This window comes from Paenibacillus polymyxa, assembly GCF_001719045.1.
Taxonomy (GTDB): Bacteria; Bacillota; Bacilli; order Paenibacillales; family Paenibacillaceae; genus Paenibacillus; species Paenibacillus polymyxa_B.
Window position 1 is genome coordinate 364,764 of sequence record NZ_CP015423.1, and the last position, 16,889, is coordinate 381,652.

Consider the following 16,889-nt stretch of genomic DNA (forward strand, 5'->3'; position numbering starts at 1 on the left):
AGTGGTGGGTGATTAGACAAATTAAATCGCTTTCTTATTATTGAATATGGCTATTTACTCAGTATTGCTTTCTTTTTGGAGCATGCATAAAACACCGGGTTGTCCCACAACCCGGTGTCCTGAACTTAAATAAATGGTGTACTTATTTATCTTTACTCCAAAGCCGCAATCTTGCCAGCAAGCTCTTCCCAAACCTGTGGCTGCTCACCGCCCATAAGGGCATGCTCCATGCCACGAATCGTCTCCAGCATTTGCTCTCGAAGCTGAGCTTTCTGCCACATTTGCTCCTCCTGCATCAGCGTAACGTAAAAAGAAGACATTCGTTCTCGTTGCTGATCCACAGCTTCCCCGATTCGCTCGCGTAATATCGGCTCCAGTTTGGTTTGTAGATTCGCTCGACCAATTCCTTCAAAGAATAGCTTTGGATTTTTAAAGCTATTCCAATAATCCTTCCAATGAATGGACTCCTGCAGGGAAATTTCATTCAGCTCGGGAACAGCCCATTTTCTGGATTCAGGAATTGTGCAATCTAGTCCTGGCAACTGATGGTTCATGTGTTCTACGCATTGTTGTATAGCCTTGTGCACCAAAATTTGTCCCGTTTTTTCCAGCCGGAGTGTGGTTGCCAGTAATTCCTGAGACAGCTCCAGTTCGATCAAGCGCATCAGCTCACGACCACAAGATGCAAAAGCCGAACGGAGATCACCTACTCCTTCACGCAGAACAGATGGATGAAACGCCTCTGCCATAAATTCTCCAGTCCGATAGGACAGCCTTTGACGGACATGATACAGCAGTTCATCGGTTTCGCCCGATAACACAGATGCACCGTTGCTGTCAGTCAGGTCTAGGAGCGTATGCTCCAATTCCCCACGGATGCGAGTTAATCGCTCGAATCGGATCTCACGTTCTTCTACGCTATACCGGGCATCGGCTGCATGTTGCTCTATGCGGTTCCGCAGCCGGCTCAGTTCCTGCATAGCAGAAGCAATGGACAGACCTGCCAGCTCTTCGGCTGCAAATGCCGAGAAATCATCTTCAAATGCATCAAAACGTGAAGCTGAACGCAATGAAGCCTCTCCCTGTTCGGCAGCTTCCAACGCCAGCATACTGGAAAGCGGATAAATGCGTGGCTTTCGGATTCCATTCGCCTGTAGTTGTTCCTGTACATGCCGGGTAACAGAATGAAGTTCTTCTTCAGAAGAAGCTAGATCTGATGCATTCACAATAAAAAACGTCTGATCGAGCGCCAAGGTCTCTTTAACTCGACCTAGTTGGTTCAGGAACTGTCGGTCGCCTTGCGTAAACGCATGGTTATAATAGGTGACAAATACAAGAGCGTCCGCATGCTTCATATAGTTGAAGGTCACGCCTGTGTGCCGTGCATTCACAGAATCCGCTCCAGGCGTATCCACTAGCACGATGCCCTGACGGGTCAGAGCGCAATCATAATAAAGGTCGATATGCTCCACAAAGCATGATTTGTGCTCAGACGCAACAAAATCCCGATACTGCTCTAAATCCACCTGAAGCTGTTGTCCCAGCAAGCTTTCAGCTTCTTCCCATCCCGCTGCGGCAGCCTTCAAAAAACTATAATGGGGCCTACCCGCAGGATGGATGCCTTCCGGAGATAAAGCATGAACGGCTTCTTGCCAGCCCGCTGCCGCTGGCTCCCCCAATCCTAATAGCCGAAATGAGTATTTAAGATCTTCCCGCAACGCGTCCACTGATTTCATATGGACGTCAGCCGTGGCATGGCGCTCAGCACTTGCAGGCGCCATTATGCGGTTAATCGCCGCTGTCGTCGGATGCGGTGATACGGGCAACACAGCTTCACCCAGCAAAGCGTTGGCGAAGCTAGATTTCCCAGCGCTGAACGCTCCGAACAGCGCCAGCGTAAACTGCCCACCCTCCAGCGCAGCGGCGCGGGCATGTAAATCCCGTACCGCCGTTTGCATGGCAGGGTATGGGCTTACCAGGGCAGCGGCGGCCTTCAATCGGGCCGCTACTGCATCCAGCCGCGTGCGGCGGCCTCCGGCGGCAGGCTGTGCTGCCGCCGTTCCTGCTAGCGGCTGCGCCGATGCGTTCCGCGAGCCAGCGATATCAGGACGCGCAACGCCCGTTGGCGCCGCAGCTGGCGAGGCAGCAGCGGAGATATCGGACGCAGGTGCAGGCGCGTCCGCACGGGGCAACCCGCTTGGCGCGGAAGCCTGCGGCAGCAAGCTGCGCAGCAGGCTGGCGTGCGAAGCCGAAGCTTGCACGCGGGTGCTGTAGCGGCTCGCCGCCTCCGTCTGCGCCAGCAGCGCAGTGCGCGCATCCGCGAGAGCCGCGCGGCGGGCTTCGGCTCGCACTGCAAGCTGGGCCAGCAGGCGGTCTACTAGCGTAAGCGCCTTGCGGCGGCAATCGGCGGTCACAGCAGCACGTAGATCCTTGCAATAGTTCAACGTATACTCCGGCGACAACGCATTTTCCTTCACCGTCTGCTCTACCAGTTGCCGATCCGTTACAGGGCGGATGTCATCCAGCTCCTGCTCCATCGCAGCGGACCATAAACCCTGACCGTCACCCCAAGACCTCAGTAGCTCCCGCACATGAGGAAGCAATTGTCCCTCCACCTGGTCAGTCAGCATTCCTGTCAGCCGTTCCAAACGGCTTTCCTTTTCTCGCTCAGTCTTTCCTCCTGCAAACCATAGTCCTGTTTTGAAGCCCGGCTTGCGGCTCTCTAAGTATTCGCTTGCCGCTTCACGTAGCTCCGCTGGCGTCAAATGTGCGTGTTCCAGTAGATGATCCAGCTCTTGACGCAGTCGTTTACGCTCCTGTTCCGGAAGCATCTTCCAGTGTTCATCTTCTTGCTGCAAGGTTTTCTGCTCTATATCCAGGCGCAAAATGGCTTCTTCTCCACCTGCTTCTTTTAGCAGTGTGTTCAGTTCCTCTTCTTCAGCTGCCTGCACAGTCTCCACATGTTGCTCTACCAAATGGTGCATAGAGGACACTAAACTGTATGCCAAAAGCTCTGTTTTTCGCTCCAGCAATTTCGGGATCAGGTGCGTCAACTGTTTCCACTGGTTCCATGGATGATTCTGCTCCTTCAAGGAAGTAAAGAGGATATCCGTATAATGAACCTGCCAGGCATGAAAGCTAGTCTCCACCTCTTTACGATAACGTGTAAATGAAAGCTCTCGCTCCCGGTGTTTATCGATTTGATTGATGATCAAATATAACGGCTTGCCCCAATCCGACAAACTTTTGGCAAAGGACAAATTATTTTCAGATTGGACATGGTTGTAATCCATCACATAAAAAACAATATCTGCCCAATGTAAAGCAGAATGTGTCGCCAGCGCATGTCCGTGGTCTGTGGAATCTACGCCTGGTGTATCCAGCAACACTCCTCCGCTAGATAATATGGGAACATCCTCCCACACTTGAACCGATTCATAGGCTCCACCATTTTTACAATACTCAGCAAGCTCGGACAGGGAGGCCTCCATGATTTCCGGCTCTGGATTTTCCGCTGATTTGACTGGATGAATGAGCGCTCTCGGATGCCCATAACGGATGGACACTACATTAGCGCTCGTAGGCACCGGTCCAGATGGCAGCACGGTTTTACCACATAGGCTGTTAATCAAGCTCGATTTACCCGCTGAAAAATGTCCACAAAAGGCAATGGTCAGCTCCTGCACATATGCTTTTTCCAGCAGATCACCTGTCGCCTTCGCTCCCGCTTCGTCCCCGGCTTTACGCAATGTATTCTGTATCTGTTCTATCGTATCCAACCACTTTCCCGCATCTCCTGTAATCGTTTGCATCATAAGCTACGGTTCCACTCCTTATCACTTGTCTGCACCAAATAGCTATATTGTAGCATTCCTAAGCCGTTGTGAGAATCATCACATCAAAAAAACTAAACAGCGCTCCCCGCCAGTACCTGGCTTTAGGGAACGCTGTTTTTGTACATGATAATAATAAGTTCATTTTATTCTGTCCAAAACGGATCATTAGGAATAAGTATTTTGGCAACCGAATGCATTTCATCAAAGCCCCTTTAAAGGACAACGACGAAGCAAGATATGTATACAACGGGTGAGCCTACTCATCACGTACATTCACCTTTTGGAACATGGGGGAACCCGATACCATAATTCAGGGTGCAAAATATATGCACACTTCATTGGAATAGGCTCTAGCCATATCAGGATGGTCTGCAAGGTTCATGTATAATGCGCCTTCGGGCTGGTTAAACCAGCCGAGCCGCCTACACCGGAACATGCAACGCATGTCGTCCGCTAATTGAACTTAATTGGCTGCAGTCTCAAGCACTGGCAGCAAAATTTCAAATACTTGACCATGCTGTAAAATCGTAATCCCACGGGATTTGTCCTTCATTACGACCACTTCTGGCTTTTGTGACATACGCTCCAGATAATGCTCAGGTACATCACCGGAATGACTAACCGTGATTCCCTCAAGCTCACGCTCTTCGTTTTCAGCAAATTCTGTTGTTACAATTTGCTCAAAAATATCAGAGAACGCTTCAAAATTGTCTGTATATACCGAAATGCACTTCATACTCTTCATCCTTTTCTACACATAAATGGTTAAACCCTTTGTTACCTCTGTGGGTCTTTAAGCTCTACGTTCCTTATCTTTTCTGATAAGAGACGTTTTCATACGTTTCTTGCCTTCCCTGCACACATCAAGCAACGGACATACCTGACATTGAGGATTTTGAGCTTTGCAATGGTAGCGTCCGAAAAAAATAAGCCTGTGGTGGGTCAAAGACCATTCATCCCTTGGTACCCTCTTCATCAGCTTTTTTTCCACCTCAAGCACTGAATCATCCCACCCTGCAAAACCGAGCCGTTTGGAAATACGCTCTACATGCGTATCTACCGCAATAGCTGGTACATTAAAAGCAGTAGATACTACGACGTTAGCCGTCTTGCGGCCGACACCGGGTAGCTTAACCAGTTGATCGTGCTCTGAAGGTATCTCTCCCCCGTACTGGTCTATTAAAATACGACAGAGGTTATGAATATGCTTGGCCTTGTTTCGGTACAAGCCGATTCTGCGAATATCCTGCTCCAGTTCCTCAAGAGGAACAGCCAAATAATCCTCAGGTGACTTGTATTTTTGAAACAGGTCTGCCGTTACTTTATTGACCATCTGATCGGAGCATTGAGCAGACAATAACACGGCGATCGTTAATTCAAAAGCATTGTCATGGTTCAACTCACAATGGGCATCCGGAAACATCGTACCGATGGTGTCCAATATATGACGTGCGGTTGCTGCATTCACGGAAATCCTACCTCCTACCAAAAAAAACGTCTTGATACGGGATAGCCCGCATCAAGACGGTCACTCTAAATAATCATCCGGAAAGAAACGAATACTATTTGTGCATGACTGCCTGCATAGGCGAGAAATACACTCCTATATTATCATTATCTGTCACAGATTGCACGTGAAAAGTGTGTAAATCCCCAAGAAATTTTCATACGGTATGATCGGTTAGCGGCTCATGGGATGATCCAAATCTACATGTCCCATTAAGGACTCCAGAGATTGCCCATCTACGAGCAAATCCAGCGTTTTGACTTCCTTGAATTGGAACATCGTTTTCTTCAAGGCATCAATAGCCAATTCCTCGCCGCCAGCTCCCAATCGAGCCTCGTCCGGCAGGGAAATATCAAAAGTCAATGCACCGTTATCCAATTTGATCTTATGCACGGAAATTTTCTCGGACCACAACGGGATTAGAGCAGAATCCCCACTCTTTTGCAGAGCTTCAAACGCTTTTTGCAATTTTTCCAGCTCGCTTGGATAGGTAATTTCCTTTTTCTGTTCTTTCAAGCCGTTCTCTTGTGTATCCGTATAGTACACCGTAATCTGCTGTGTTTGTCGATCTCCTGAATTTTCCGTGTCCGTCTTGGTCTTTGTAGGCTCTGTTGACGGAGATGCAGGTGTTTGACTCGCCCCGTTATTCTCAGCAGACTGAGCCGATGGATCAGGGGTCGTCTGTTCAGGTGTACTATTTTGTGCATTAGAAGTTTGTGTTTCCTGAGATGGAGTCGCAGGAGCCGATGTTTGCTTAGAGGCACACCCTGCACCTGCAATGGCGAACAATGCCAGCAGGCCTGCAATTACGATTTTCTTGTTCATATGTCCCCCTCCTTGCTTGACGTTGACAAGCGATTTGTTGAAGATTTATTTTACGTCGAGATACTCTGTGATTCCATCTGCAATCCCTTGAGCTACCCGATTTTGGAAATCTTCATCAAACAGTGTGGCTTCCTCTTTTGCATTACTCAGATATCCTACTTCAAGCAATACGGCTGGCATAGTCGTTTCCCGAATTACATGGAAATTGCCATAACGAATGCCTCGGTCTGTCAGACCCGTCGCAGGAGCAAAGTACTTATGCATAACGTTAGCGAACGCTTTGCTTGCACTACGCTGGTAATACGTCTCTGTACCGTTGGAAGCCGAGCTACCGCTGCTATTAGCATGAATGGACACGAACACGTTAGCATTAAGGTTTTCAGCTACTTTTACGCGCTGTTTAAGCTCCAAGAATGTATCATCACTGCGTGTCAGCACAACCTCAAGATTGGGGTTCTGCTTTAATATGCTTTCTACTTTCAGAGCCATAGCCAGGTTGAAGGTCTTTTCATAATTTTTTCTCGAAACACCAACTGCACCTGAATCTTTTGCTCCATGACCAGCATCAATAACAACGACCTTTTTACCATTGCTGTTAGTTGGTGATGTCTGCGTGTCATCCGGCTGTGAGCCATCTGGTAACGTTGCGTCTGGCGTGGTATTCACTGAATCCTTGGAAGCCAAATCGACGATAACACGATTCGATCCATCATTATATGCGGTATAATTCATGGCATGTTTTAAATCAATAACAACGCGCACCGTTGAAGGTTCCTTTTGAAACAAAGCATACCGGATACCGGACACATCCGCTTCATTCTCAATGTCCAACGAACCATTTAAGTTGCTATCCAGCTTTTGCTGGTCTCCAAAATTGTCAGCAAACGCAGTCGCCGGCAAGTCCAACACTACCCGATCAGGGCCTGTCATCGTAAACGCTTTCGGCTTGACGGCACTGGCTGTTGTGATGGTTAAACGGTTTTGGCTGAAACTGACTCCCTGCACCTGTGTAACACCTGAGTTCGCATTATTCGTTGGCGCAGTAACACTTCCAGTACCTGTACTGTTATTTCCAGACTTGGGAGGTGTAAATTCCCCGTTTCCAGACCCGCTACTGCGGGTATATAATTTTACGGACTTGGAGCTGCTGTCCCATTTTACGTCCAGTCCCATTTGCTCGCCGATAAAACGAAGCGGTACAAGGGCATAATTGGAACGCAGCAGAGGCGAAGCATCCAGACTAAGGTCGCTTCCATTGACAGTCGCCGTCTTACTTCCGATTATCATTCGGATCGAGGTACTGTCTTTCTCAATCGTTATGGTTCGCGCCTGCTGCTTCCATGTCACGTCATATCCCAAATTTTCAGAAATTACGCGTAGCGGGACCATTGTACTTCCGCCAATTACTTGTGCCTTAGCACCACTAGGGACACTTAACTGTTGATCGTCGAGATAGATTTGTGTTCCACTCGAAGCCGCATGTCCATAACCCGGAACCGCCCACATGAAGACAAATAATAACAATAAAAAACCAAATTTCTTCATTCGTCACCCTTCCATTCATAATTTTTTTGCCACATGCTCCGGTGCGGCGACCTGATATACGCGCTTATGTAATATCAGACAACCTTTTAGACGTTATCTCACACCAAAAGTTGCGAATATATTCCATCATAACAGAAATATACGTGCCAAAGAACTATTTTTGTCGAATTTTGACTAAAAATATAGATCATTCGTTTTCCGTCAAAAGTCACAGCTAAAAAAACTAAAAAAGCTACTTTTCACCCCCATGAATTTTCATTAAAAGGTGGAAAGTAGCTTTTATTGCTAACATCCTTAGTTAAGTGATTCAGTTGCTCCTGTGCCCGTTCCAAGATACTCCTTCAACCCATCGACAATACCTTCGGCAATCTTCTCCTGTGTTTCTTCTGAAAACATGGCTGCTTCATTGGACAGATTACTAAGGTAGCCACATTCCAGCAATACAGCAGGCATTTGTGATTTTCTCGTCACTGCATGGTTTGCCACCCTGATGCCATTATCCTTAAATCCGGTAGCCGCTACAAGATATTTATGCATCGTCTTTGCCAGTGCCAAACTGTCCTGACGTGCATAATAGGTTTCAGAGCCATTGGTTTTTCCTTTATCTGAAGCTTGCATACTATTACCATGAATAGATACAAACACGCTTGCCTGCTGACTATTAGCGAGTTGTGGTCGTTCATCCAACGTGGGATACGTATCTCCATTGCGAGTCAATACGATTTGAATGTCAGGATCATTTTGCAGAAGCTGCTCGACTTTTAACGCTACCGCCAATGTAAATTCCTTTTCATGTCGCCCAGTCACACTACCTGCTCCAGGGTCTTTGCCACCATGTCCGGGATCAATGACGACGATTCGCCGTCCTTCGACATTCGTTGGTGTTACCGCTACTGGATTCACACTATGCTCACGCAATTGAAGGGTGATATCGCCTAGGCCATTGGTTGATAGATCGTAATCACGTGCTTGATTTAAAGCAATGACAATGCGTACGCCCCCATTCGGTCCATCTGTCGGAGCAAATCTAATTTCCTGCACATCCTCACTGTTACTATTCGTCAGCGCCCGCGTACCATCCTTACGAATCGGGAAGGGCTGAAGAAAATCAGTCGCCAGTGAAGCTTCCGGTAAATCTACAACAATAAGGTCAGCCTCCGTCATTTGGGATACTTTAGGGGTAACATCTTTGTTCAAAGAAATCTTTAACGTTTCACCCTCAAAAGTAATATTTTGTACAAGCAACGCATTCGCTGCGGTCTGTTCTGTATTCTGCTGCTTGGATGGTGAAGATGTAGCTTCAGTATGCTTGTCTGCTTCAACTGGGGTTATTGTCGTCGCTGTTGCTGAAGACGTTTTATTGGTGCTAGTTGTACTCTGTGTTGACGTTTGCGACGATGGTTGGGATTGAGACTGTTTATTCGCTTGTTGAGTTGCAGCCTTTTGACTGAGATTTACGGATTTACTTTTATTATTCCAATCTACTTTCAGCCCCATTTGCTCCCCAACAAAACGCAATGGAACCATGGTCGAATTGCCCCGAAGTACAGGAGGCGCATCCAGACTTACTGTTTTTCCATTCACATCAGCCGATGTACGGCCTACATACATAGACATATCGGTACTGTTTTTTTGGATTGAGATTTTATAGGCTTGTGGTTCCCACTTGAATTGATACCCCAGCTGCTCCCCAACCACCCGGAGCGGTACCATGATTTTTCCATTGACCATTTCAGGTTTGGCATCCGCAGGCGCTTCCACTCTTTTGCCATCCAAAAACAAATCTGCTCCAGCCGCATTCACATGAGGGGAGGACGGCCATAACCAAATCAAGATAGCCGCTAGTATCACCCAACCATATTTCTTCATCCTCATTCCCCTAACTTATATATGTATTTTTTGGTATTTCTCACAGACACAGTCCTTCAACCAATTTACATTTACAATACCATGCTGAGTCGAACCGTCAACCCCTTATTTTCCAATTTATTGTTTGAGCATAATAAAAGCCCGCAGGCAAAAGAATTGCCAGTACGGGCTTTCTGTCTAACAAATGAGCAAGCTATATGGCTTCGTATTGATACTGAACTGGGAAATATGATTATGCGCCTTGTTTCGCAGCGCGTCTTTGTTCATACGCCAGAATTTCAGATTCATGCTGGAGTGTCAGGCCAATATCGTCCAAGCCTTGTAGCAGGAACTGACGGCGATGTTCATCCAGATCGAATTCAATTTTCAGACCATAGTCGTCAGTGATTGTTTTTTCATTCAGGTCTACGTTCAATTGGTAGTTAACATGCTGCGCCGTACGCTGAAACAATTCCTCTACTTGCTCTTCAGATAGCTTGATCGGCAATATACCGTTTTTGAAACAGTTATTATAGAAGATATCTGCATAAGACGGCGCAATTACGCAACGAAACCCATAGTCCATAATCGCCCAGGGCGCATGCTCACGTGAGGAGCCGCAGCCAAAGTTAGCGCGAGAGATCAGCACAGACGCTCCTGCATAACGAGGCTTGTTGGGCTCAAATTCAGGATTGACATTGCCGGCTTCATCAAACCGCCACTCGTAGAACAGAAACTGTCCAAAGCCCGTACGTTCAATTCGTTTCAAAAACTGCTTAGGTATGATAGCATCTGTGTCCACGTTTACCCGATCCACAGGGGCTACAATTCCTTTTAATGTTGTGAAAGCTTCCATCGTAATTCCTCCTCTGTATCCTAGCGGACTACTTCTTCCTGCTTGAATTTCCAATCCCGTACATCAACAAAATGTCCATGAATCGCCGCAGCGGCTGCCATTGCTGGAGATACCAGATGAGTCCGTCCTCCGCGTCCCTGACGACCTTCAAAGTTACGATTAGAAGTCGAAGCACAACGCTGTCCCGGTTGTAGTACGTCTGGATTCATCGCAAGACACATACTGCATCCCGCTTCACGCCACTCAAATCCTGCTTCTTTAAAAATGACGTCCAGTCCTTCTTCTTCAGCCTGAATTTTCACACGACCCGAACCTGGTACGACGATGGCCGTTACTTTGTCAGAAACCTTGTAACCTTTGGCAACCTCAGCGGCTGCACGCAAATCTTCAATTCGCCCGTTGGTGCAGGAGCCGATAAACACATAATCAATCGCAATATCCGTGATCGGAGTACCTGGCTTCAAATCCATATATTCAAGCGCTTTTTCAGCCGCTTTACGTTCGTTTTCGGTTGGCAGTTCTGCCGGAATCGGTACGGTTGAGGAAATATCTGTACCCATTCCCGGGCTAGTGCCCCAGGTTACTTGCGGAATCAAAGCATCTACATCAAACTCCAGCACGACATCAAACTCAGCACCTTCATCTGTGACAAGCTCTTTCCACTCAGCAACCGCTTGCTCAAAAGCAGCTCCTTGTGCTACATGTTGACGTCCACGCAAGTAGTTGAAGGTGGTTTCGTCCGGTGCAATCATTCCTGCTCTGGCTCCGCCTTCAATGGACATGTTACACACAGTCATGCGCTCTTCCATGCTCAATTCGCGGATAGATTCACCTGTGTACTCAATAACATAACCTGTAGCGAAATCTGTACCGTATTTGGCGATGACACCCAAAATCATGTCCTTTGCTGTCACACCAGGTTTGCGGCGGCCTACAAAGCGAACTTCCATCGTTTTGGCTTTGGCTTGCTGGAGACATTGTGTTGCCATTACGTGCTCTACCTCACTGGTTCCGATACCAAAAGCAAGCGCTCCGAACGCCCCATGTGTGGAGGTATGGCTATCACCACAAACAATCGTTTTGCCCGGATGAGTCAGACCAAGTTCAGGTCCCATAACGTGAACGACACCTTGATCAACCGTATCCAGATCATACAGTGTGACACCGAAATCACGGCAATTTTGAGTTAATGTATCGATCTGCTGCTTGGAAATCGGGTCCGTAATATTGTAACGGTCCTTAGTCGGTACGTTATGGTCCATCGTTGCAAACGTAAGCTCTGGACGACGCACCTGACGGCCGCTAAGACGTAATCCTTCAAACGCCTGTGGCGATGTTACCTCATGTACGAGGTGAAGATCAATGTACAAAATACTCGGCTTACCCGCTTCCTGATAGATGACATGGTTATCCCAAATTTTCTCGAACATGGTCTTTTTACTCATCATTATTCACCCCTGTGTTTTTCGAACCTAGTGGAGAGAAGCTAACGGCTCTCTCTTGAATGTCAACAATATACCACGGGATGTTTGATTGGTCTAAGATATGATATCTATAGAAGTGATAGGTTAAGGCTATAAGGCTGGAGAAGGTGAATATAGGCGGTTCATTGCACTGTTTCTCTATCAGCTCTTAATTAGTAAAAACATTCGACTAAAATTCGAAGGTTAAAAAAGGGTTATACAAATGGATGAATACGATGAACTCTGGGTCCTTTCTAAGGTACGCCAGTTATTACATTAAGAATTTGTGTGAATATTCATACTGTGAAAGCTGAATCAGTTATATATTTTCAGATATTGTTGACAAAATAAGGAATAAACTTGTACAATCAGGAAAATATTTTGTTTAGATTCCATTCCTCGTCGGTAACAAGAATATTGTAACTCGTAATAAGAATCATCTTAGCAATTGCTATAATGGTTCTTTTTTTCCTCTACTTTTGCAAAACTGTTTGTATTTGATTTTGTTAGCTCTTAATAACTATATAAAGTATAAAACGAAATATAGTTGTATAATTTGATATAAATAACAGGTAATTAACAAGAAAGCAAGAATTTTATAAATATCATCCTGATGCGTTTTGTTGCAAAAAAATAGAGAACCGACTACGAGATTCAGCCGAAGATAACATTCACATCCTAAAAAGGAGTTGGAATGATGAAACAAAATGGAATATCCGTTGAACACTACACTCCAATTTTGATTGTCGGTACGGGGATCTCAGGGCTTACTGCTGCTTATTATTTGTCAAAAAACAATATCAAGTACACGATTGTAACAAAAAAGAGTGCACCCAAACAAAGCAACTCCTTTCTTTCAGCAGCAAATACACGTGTTCCCTCAGAGAATGAAATTAATCATATTATTAATCTTACTATTGATAAATGTGGAGCAGATCGATCCGTAATTGAAGCGCTATATAGGAATTCCAACATAATTATAAATTTCTTCGAAGAATTGGGTATTTCTTATGAGAAAACATCCTTTGGTATCATGCCTGAATGTATGATTAAATCACATGGGGGAAAGAAATTAATCAATTGTTTATTACAACATATTGAACAACCGATGTGTAATAAAATTTTGATACATTTGGAAAAGTACGATCACGGAATTATCGCAATATTTTATGACACACAATCAGATCAATTTATCAGAATATATACTAATTATTTGGTATTAGCTACGGGGGGATATGCAGGACAATTCTGTTTCAATGATAATTCGCCCGGTTCAACTGGTGAAACGCTAATCTTAGCTAAGAAAATAGGTGCGAGATTAAAGGGGATGTCTACAGTAATGTGTCATCCTTGGTCTATATATAACGGAAGACAAATTTTATTAGGCGGGGTTGTATCTTTGAGTCAAGGGAAAATAATAGATGAGGAAGGAGTTCAATTATTAGAAGATGAGTATATTTGTGATGCAATTGCCCGAGATGATTACCACGAAATGATTGATGAGATTTTAAAATTCCAACTAGAATGCATCAAACAAAAAAAGGACATGTACTTGGATATGAGCCATGCTGATGAAAATGTATTAAATGAAAAATTCAAAACATATGGATTTAGTCCTAAGGTGGTTAAAAATAAAAGAATCAAAATTACACCAACGATGCACTATTCTTCAGGAGGAATCGAAATCAATGCTACTGCTGAGGCTATAAACTTGAATCGTGTTTTTGCTACTGGAGAAGCTCAATTTAATGGTGATCTTGGTATAGGAAGAATTCCTGGGCAAGCATTCGCATCAGGGATCGTTTTTGGTAAATTAATTGTTGACAAAATAGCTAATGAAGGTGTTTTCAATACTCAATATCAAACTTCATTTAAAGATCCACCTGAAACGATGCAGCTGTATTCGAAAGAAAATAATGACTTTCCGATTGAAGAGTTTCAGAAAAAGTTGTCAATTCTAATGATGGATTTGATCGCTTCCAATTCATCCGTTGTTTCTCTATCATTCCATAAAAAGAAAATACAAGAAAGTCAAAATATATTATTAAGTAGAGCAAGAGGATCAGGAAAACGATACGAGGATATTTTAACATTATTTTTCGGATATTTTGTTGCACTGGAAATTATAGAAGATATTGAAGCAAAGTCAGGCTTGTTGATTAACCAAAAATAGGATAAAAAGAGTCGCCTTTTCAGCTAATGGTAAGCACAAACCAACCATTCCAAAAAGAGGCGACCCTCATGAATCAGTCTACTTTATTTCAGCTGCTCCGACGTGGATCAGGCTTCGTTAAGGGGTATTACCCTACCTTCTCCGGAAAAGCCGCTGAGGTTCCTTTTGTGTGTCTAAAACGTTGTTTCACCAACTTCTTTAAGGTCGGGAATGGGCCAAACGGCGAACCTTATAGGTTCCTCAGGAACTAATGGGGCTATGCTTTAGAAATTAAATCCCTCGGTGGAGCTTAAGAATCTTTATAAATGAATTAATTTCAAGATGATTACCAGCAATATGAACAGTGCCAAGACAGCAGCTATCGATGTCCAAACTCTTCCGGTGATTCCCTCGTAGTCTCTTTTCATGTCCCCCACACGTAACGCCTCCTTTATTTTAGGGTACTCCTACTCCATAGGCTATGCGAGGTCTTGATTAAAGGAAGGGCTTCTTAACAAAAAAAGCTCAGTCGACCCATTAAGGTCAGCTGAGCTTTTTGATTTATTTAGAGTATTCACTTACTTCAAACGTAAGGATACGATCAAACAGCATGTAATCCTTGCGGCTGCTGAATGGGCCTTTATTGTTATCGTGCTTATTGATTGCGTATGAAGCTGATCCAGAACCTGCTTGCTTAGCCTCATACCATGCAATGAAGTCATTGACCTCTTGCATACTCAAATCAAATTCTTTCTCTAAGCCAGTCGTCATGGTGACTACCAGAATTGCACGATCTCCGTTTGGAGTTGGTTCCTCTGTGTTTGGAGTTGGTTCCTCTGTTCCTGGATTAGGAGTGGAGCTTGACACTTTAGACATCATCTCTAATTCGCTAAGAGCTAGATACTGACTTCCATTATTTCCTGTAATATTAATTCTATAATCCTTGTATGAATTAGAATTAGAAAAAGTGAATTTTTTCGGAGTGCTATTTACCCATCCAGTGATATTTGACTGGGTATCTAGCACGTTCCAAGTCATCCCATCATTTGAGCCTTCGAAAGTCCAATTTTTAGGGGCACGGTCAGTTGCCGTTGTCTGTGGATATATAACATATTGCTCAATAACTTCGGGTTTAGGAAAGTCATATCTTAGCCAAGCAGCAGTTGTACTTGATGTCCACGCACTAGCAATAGTAGCAAATTCCTTGTTAAACGCCTCATATGCGTATGAATATTCATTACTTGCGCTTGCTACTCCAGATGGCAAAATGTTAGTTGTCATATGTGGAACTAGATTTTCTGAATACTCTGCTTCGGCTGCAAAAACATTGGATAAGGGAAGAGATAAAAGAACTAAAAATAAAATTGTTATACATGCTTTCTTCATTAAATAATCCTCCAATAGGTTTAATAGAACTAAGAATAATTTAATTGAGGAATTGTGTCTAAACATAAACTTGCTAATCTATAAATATAATCTAAATATTTGCATATTTATTTTTTAATGGGTATAAAAAAAGACCCTATCGGCTGATAACCAGTAGCGTCTCTCATCCTTATTTCACAATAAATCTCACCTTTGTACCATCATTATACTTATTTAACTGATTACTTACCCAAGATCCTGTTCCCCTGTTGTCACTAAGGGTTATGTATCGGATATCAGCACCTGCGCCATCTTCAGCGCACATCGCCAACGGTCACTCGTCGCGGTCAAATCACTTTTTTGTAGGAACATCTTTTAAAGACTCTTGCGAGTTTCTTCAGCTCCGTCCCGGTCAATAGTACATACGTCAGAATGGCCGACTGCTATAGCATCTTTGATGTGTGCTCCCATTTCTGGATAGCACGAACTCGGAAACTCCAGTGTATACTCAGCTACTGCTTATTGGCTTGCTACCGATGATCTATTAATATGTGGAATAATTATAAGTTTGAATTTTGTAACGGGTGCATCCTGCTAATAATTCGCATGTGGAGTCGGTATAACTAATAGAGATAGAATCGAGCCTATACCCGTTTAGGAAGTTCAAGTCCTTATAACCTACTTCTGTAGCTGCATAGTCTTCCCAATCATTTGCCCAAGTTTTAAATTGATTGTTTCTTACATAATTAATGACATGCTCTGTGTAAGCTTGTGGAGTTACAACACCTTTTGGATTAGCTACGTCACTACTTGCATTTGCAAAGCCTGTTCCTGTGGAAAAAGAACCCACAAAATCAATCCAGCCGAGCCCATCTTTACATCTACTCTAAATTCAAACTGCTCGATAATAAAGAAATTCCCACAAACCAATTAAGAGACTAATTCCCTTGCTATCTTGAACGACGCATCATCCCCCCCAATAACGTCGTTTAACTAGGACAAGTTAGATGTCTCCAGGCTGTGAACCAGCTACCCCCCATGTTTCCCCATTAACTTTATAATCGCTGCCTCTCCACTGAAGTGTGTAGTATCCAGAACGCAAACCGTTGGTGATACCTTCATCAGTAGATTTCCAAGTAACTGTGTCGTGAGGAGTGATTACTAATGCATCAATATATAGTTTGTTTGAACCGTTGTGAATTAAACTCACCTTTACTGGATGATCAGAGTGATTCTTCATACGAAGTTTAACATGCCCCCATCCTTTAGGGACATTAAAGGATTCTCCTACAGTTGCGCTTCACCCGATCTTTGGGAAATTATGGTATTTTCGCTAGTTGTACTTGCTGAAGCTGAAGCAACCCCTATCGTAGTTGCTATAGCTAAAGATAAAATCGAGAAAATAAATATTCTTTTCTTCATAAATTCCCTTCCTATTTTTTTGATTTGGTCTACCTGAAAGAGACTTCCGACTACAATCTGGTAGTTCTTT

Annotated in this window: 13 protein-coding genes and 1 pseudogene; 1 reads left to right on the plus strand and 13 read right to left on the minus strand. The window is 44.3% G+C overall.

Features of this window, described 5'->3' with window-relative positions:
* Positions 1–152 precede the first annotated feature (152 nt).
* The 8 genes from AOU00_RS01740 to leuC form a co-directional block, all read right to left on the minus strand.
* Positions 153–3,815, minus strand: coding sequence for a dynamin family protein (locus AOU00_RS01740; protein ID WP_069289780.1), 3,663 nt, complete (start codon positions 3,813–3,815; stop codon positions 153–155).
* 484 nt (positions 3,816–4,299) lie between these two features.
* Positions 4,300–4,572, minus strand: coding sequence for a hypothetical protein (locus AOU00_RS01745; RefSeq protein ID WP_013310628.1), 273 nt, complete (start codon positions 4,570–4,572; stop codon positions 4,300–4,302).
* Positions 4,573–4,629: 57 nt separating this feature from the next.
* Positions 4,630–5,304 (minus strand): endonuclease III, encoded by a 675-nt coding sequence (gene nth, locus AOU00_RS01750; protein ID WP_023989081.1) that lies wholly within the window; start codon positions 5,302–5,304, stop codon positions 4,630–4,632.
* Between the two features lie 213 nt (positions 5,305–5,517).
* A complete protein-coding gene (locus AOU00_RS01755) occupies positions 5,518–6,168 on the minus strand; it encodes a GerMN domain-containing protein (protein ID WP_069289781.1) in 651 nt (216 codons plus the stop codon).
* A gap of 45 nt (positions 6,169–6,213) precedes the next feature.
* Positions 6,214–7,713: an N-acetylmuramoyl-L-alanine amidase family protein gene (locus AOU00_RS01760; protein ID WP_069289782.1), complete on the minus strand. Its 1,500-nt coding sequence runs from the start codon at positions 7,711–7,713 to the stop codon at positions 6,214–6,216.
* 294 nt (positions 7,714–8,007) lie between these two features.
* Positions 8,008–9,582 carry an N-acetylmuramoyl-L-alanine amidase gene (locus AOU00_RS01765; RefSeq protein WP_069289783.1) on the minus strand — a complete coding sequence of 525 codons (1,575 nt, stop codon included), beginning with the start codon at positions 9,580–9,582 and terminating at the stop codon, positions 8,008–8,010.
* A gap of 232 nt (positions 9,583–9,814) precedes the next feature.
* The gene (gene leuD, locus AOU00_RS01770) at positions 9,815–10,417 is read right to left on the minus strand and encodes a 3-isopropylmalate dehydratase small subunit (protein WP_061831765.1); all 603 of its coding nucleotides are present in this window, start codon (positions 10,415–10,417) and stop codon (positions 9,815–9,817) included.
* A gap of 20 nt (positions 10,418–10,437) precedes the next feature.
* Complete coding sequence (gene leuC / locus AOU00_RS01775) at positions 10,438–11,862, minus strand: 3-isopropylmalate dehydratase large subunit (protein ID WP_069289784.1); 1,425 nt, start codon at positions 11,860–11,862, stop codon at positions 10,438–10,440.
* A gap of 715 nt (positions 11,863–12,577) precedes the next feature.
* On the opposite strand from leuC, the gene AOU00_RS01780 reads away from it, so the two are divergent.
* On the plus strand, positions 12,578–14,053 hold the full coding sequence (locus AOU00_RS01780; RefSeq protein ID WP_069289785.1) for an FAD-binding protein: 1,476 nt from the start codon (positions 12,578–12,580) through the stop codon (positions 14,051–14,053).
* A 299-nt stretch (positions 14,054–14,352) separates the two neighbouring features.
* Here AOU00_RS01780 and AOU00_RS26765 read toward each other — a convergent pair whose 3' ends face one another.
* The 5 genes and pseudogenes from AOU00_RS26765 to AOU00_RS27430 form a co-directional block, all read right to left on the minus strand.
* Complete coding sequence (locus AOU00_RS26765) at positions 14,353–14,460, minus strand: sporulation protein YjcZ (protein ID WP_196233322.1); 108 nt, start codon at positions 14,458–14,460, stop codon at positions 14,353–14,355.
* A 133-nt stretch (positions 14,461–14,593) separates the two neighbouring features.
* Positions 14,594–15,418, minus strand: a complete 825-nt coding sequence (locus AOU00_RS01790) for a discoidin domain-containing protein (RefSeq protein WP_069289787.1) — start codon at positions 15,416–15,418, stop codon at positions 14,594–14,596.
* A 169-nt stretch (positions 15,419–15,587) separates the two neighbouring features.
* Positions 15,588–15,907: pseudogene (locus AOU00_RS26910) on the minus strand (sporulation protein); the annotation flags it as partial.
* Positions 15,908–15,941: 34 nt separating this feature from the next.
* The gene (locus AOU00_RS26165) at positions 15,942–16,247 is read right to left on the minus strand and encodes a hypothetical protein (protein ID WP_155765222.1); all 306 of its coding nucleotides are present in this window, start codon (positions 16,245–16,247) and stop codon (positions 15,942–15,944) included.
* Positions 16,248–16,684: 437 nt separating this feature from the next.
* Entirely contained in the window at positions 16,685–16,819 is a 135-nt protein-coding gene (locus AOU00_RS27430; RefSeq protein ID WP_257785363.1) for a hypothetical protein, read from the minus strand.
* Between the last annotated feature and the right edge of the window lie 70 nt (positions 16,820–16,889).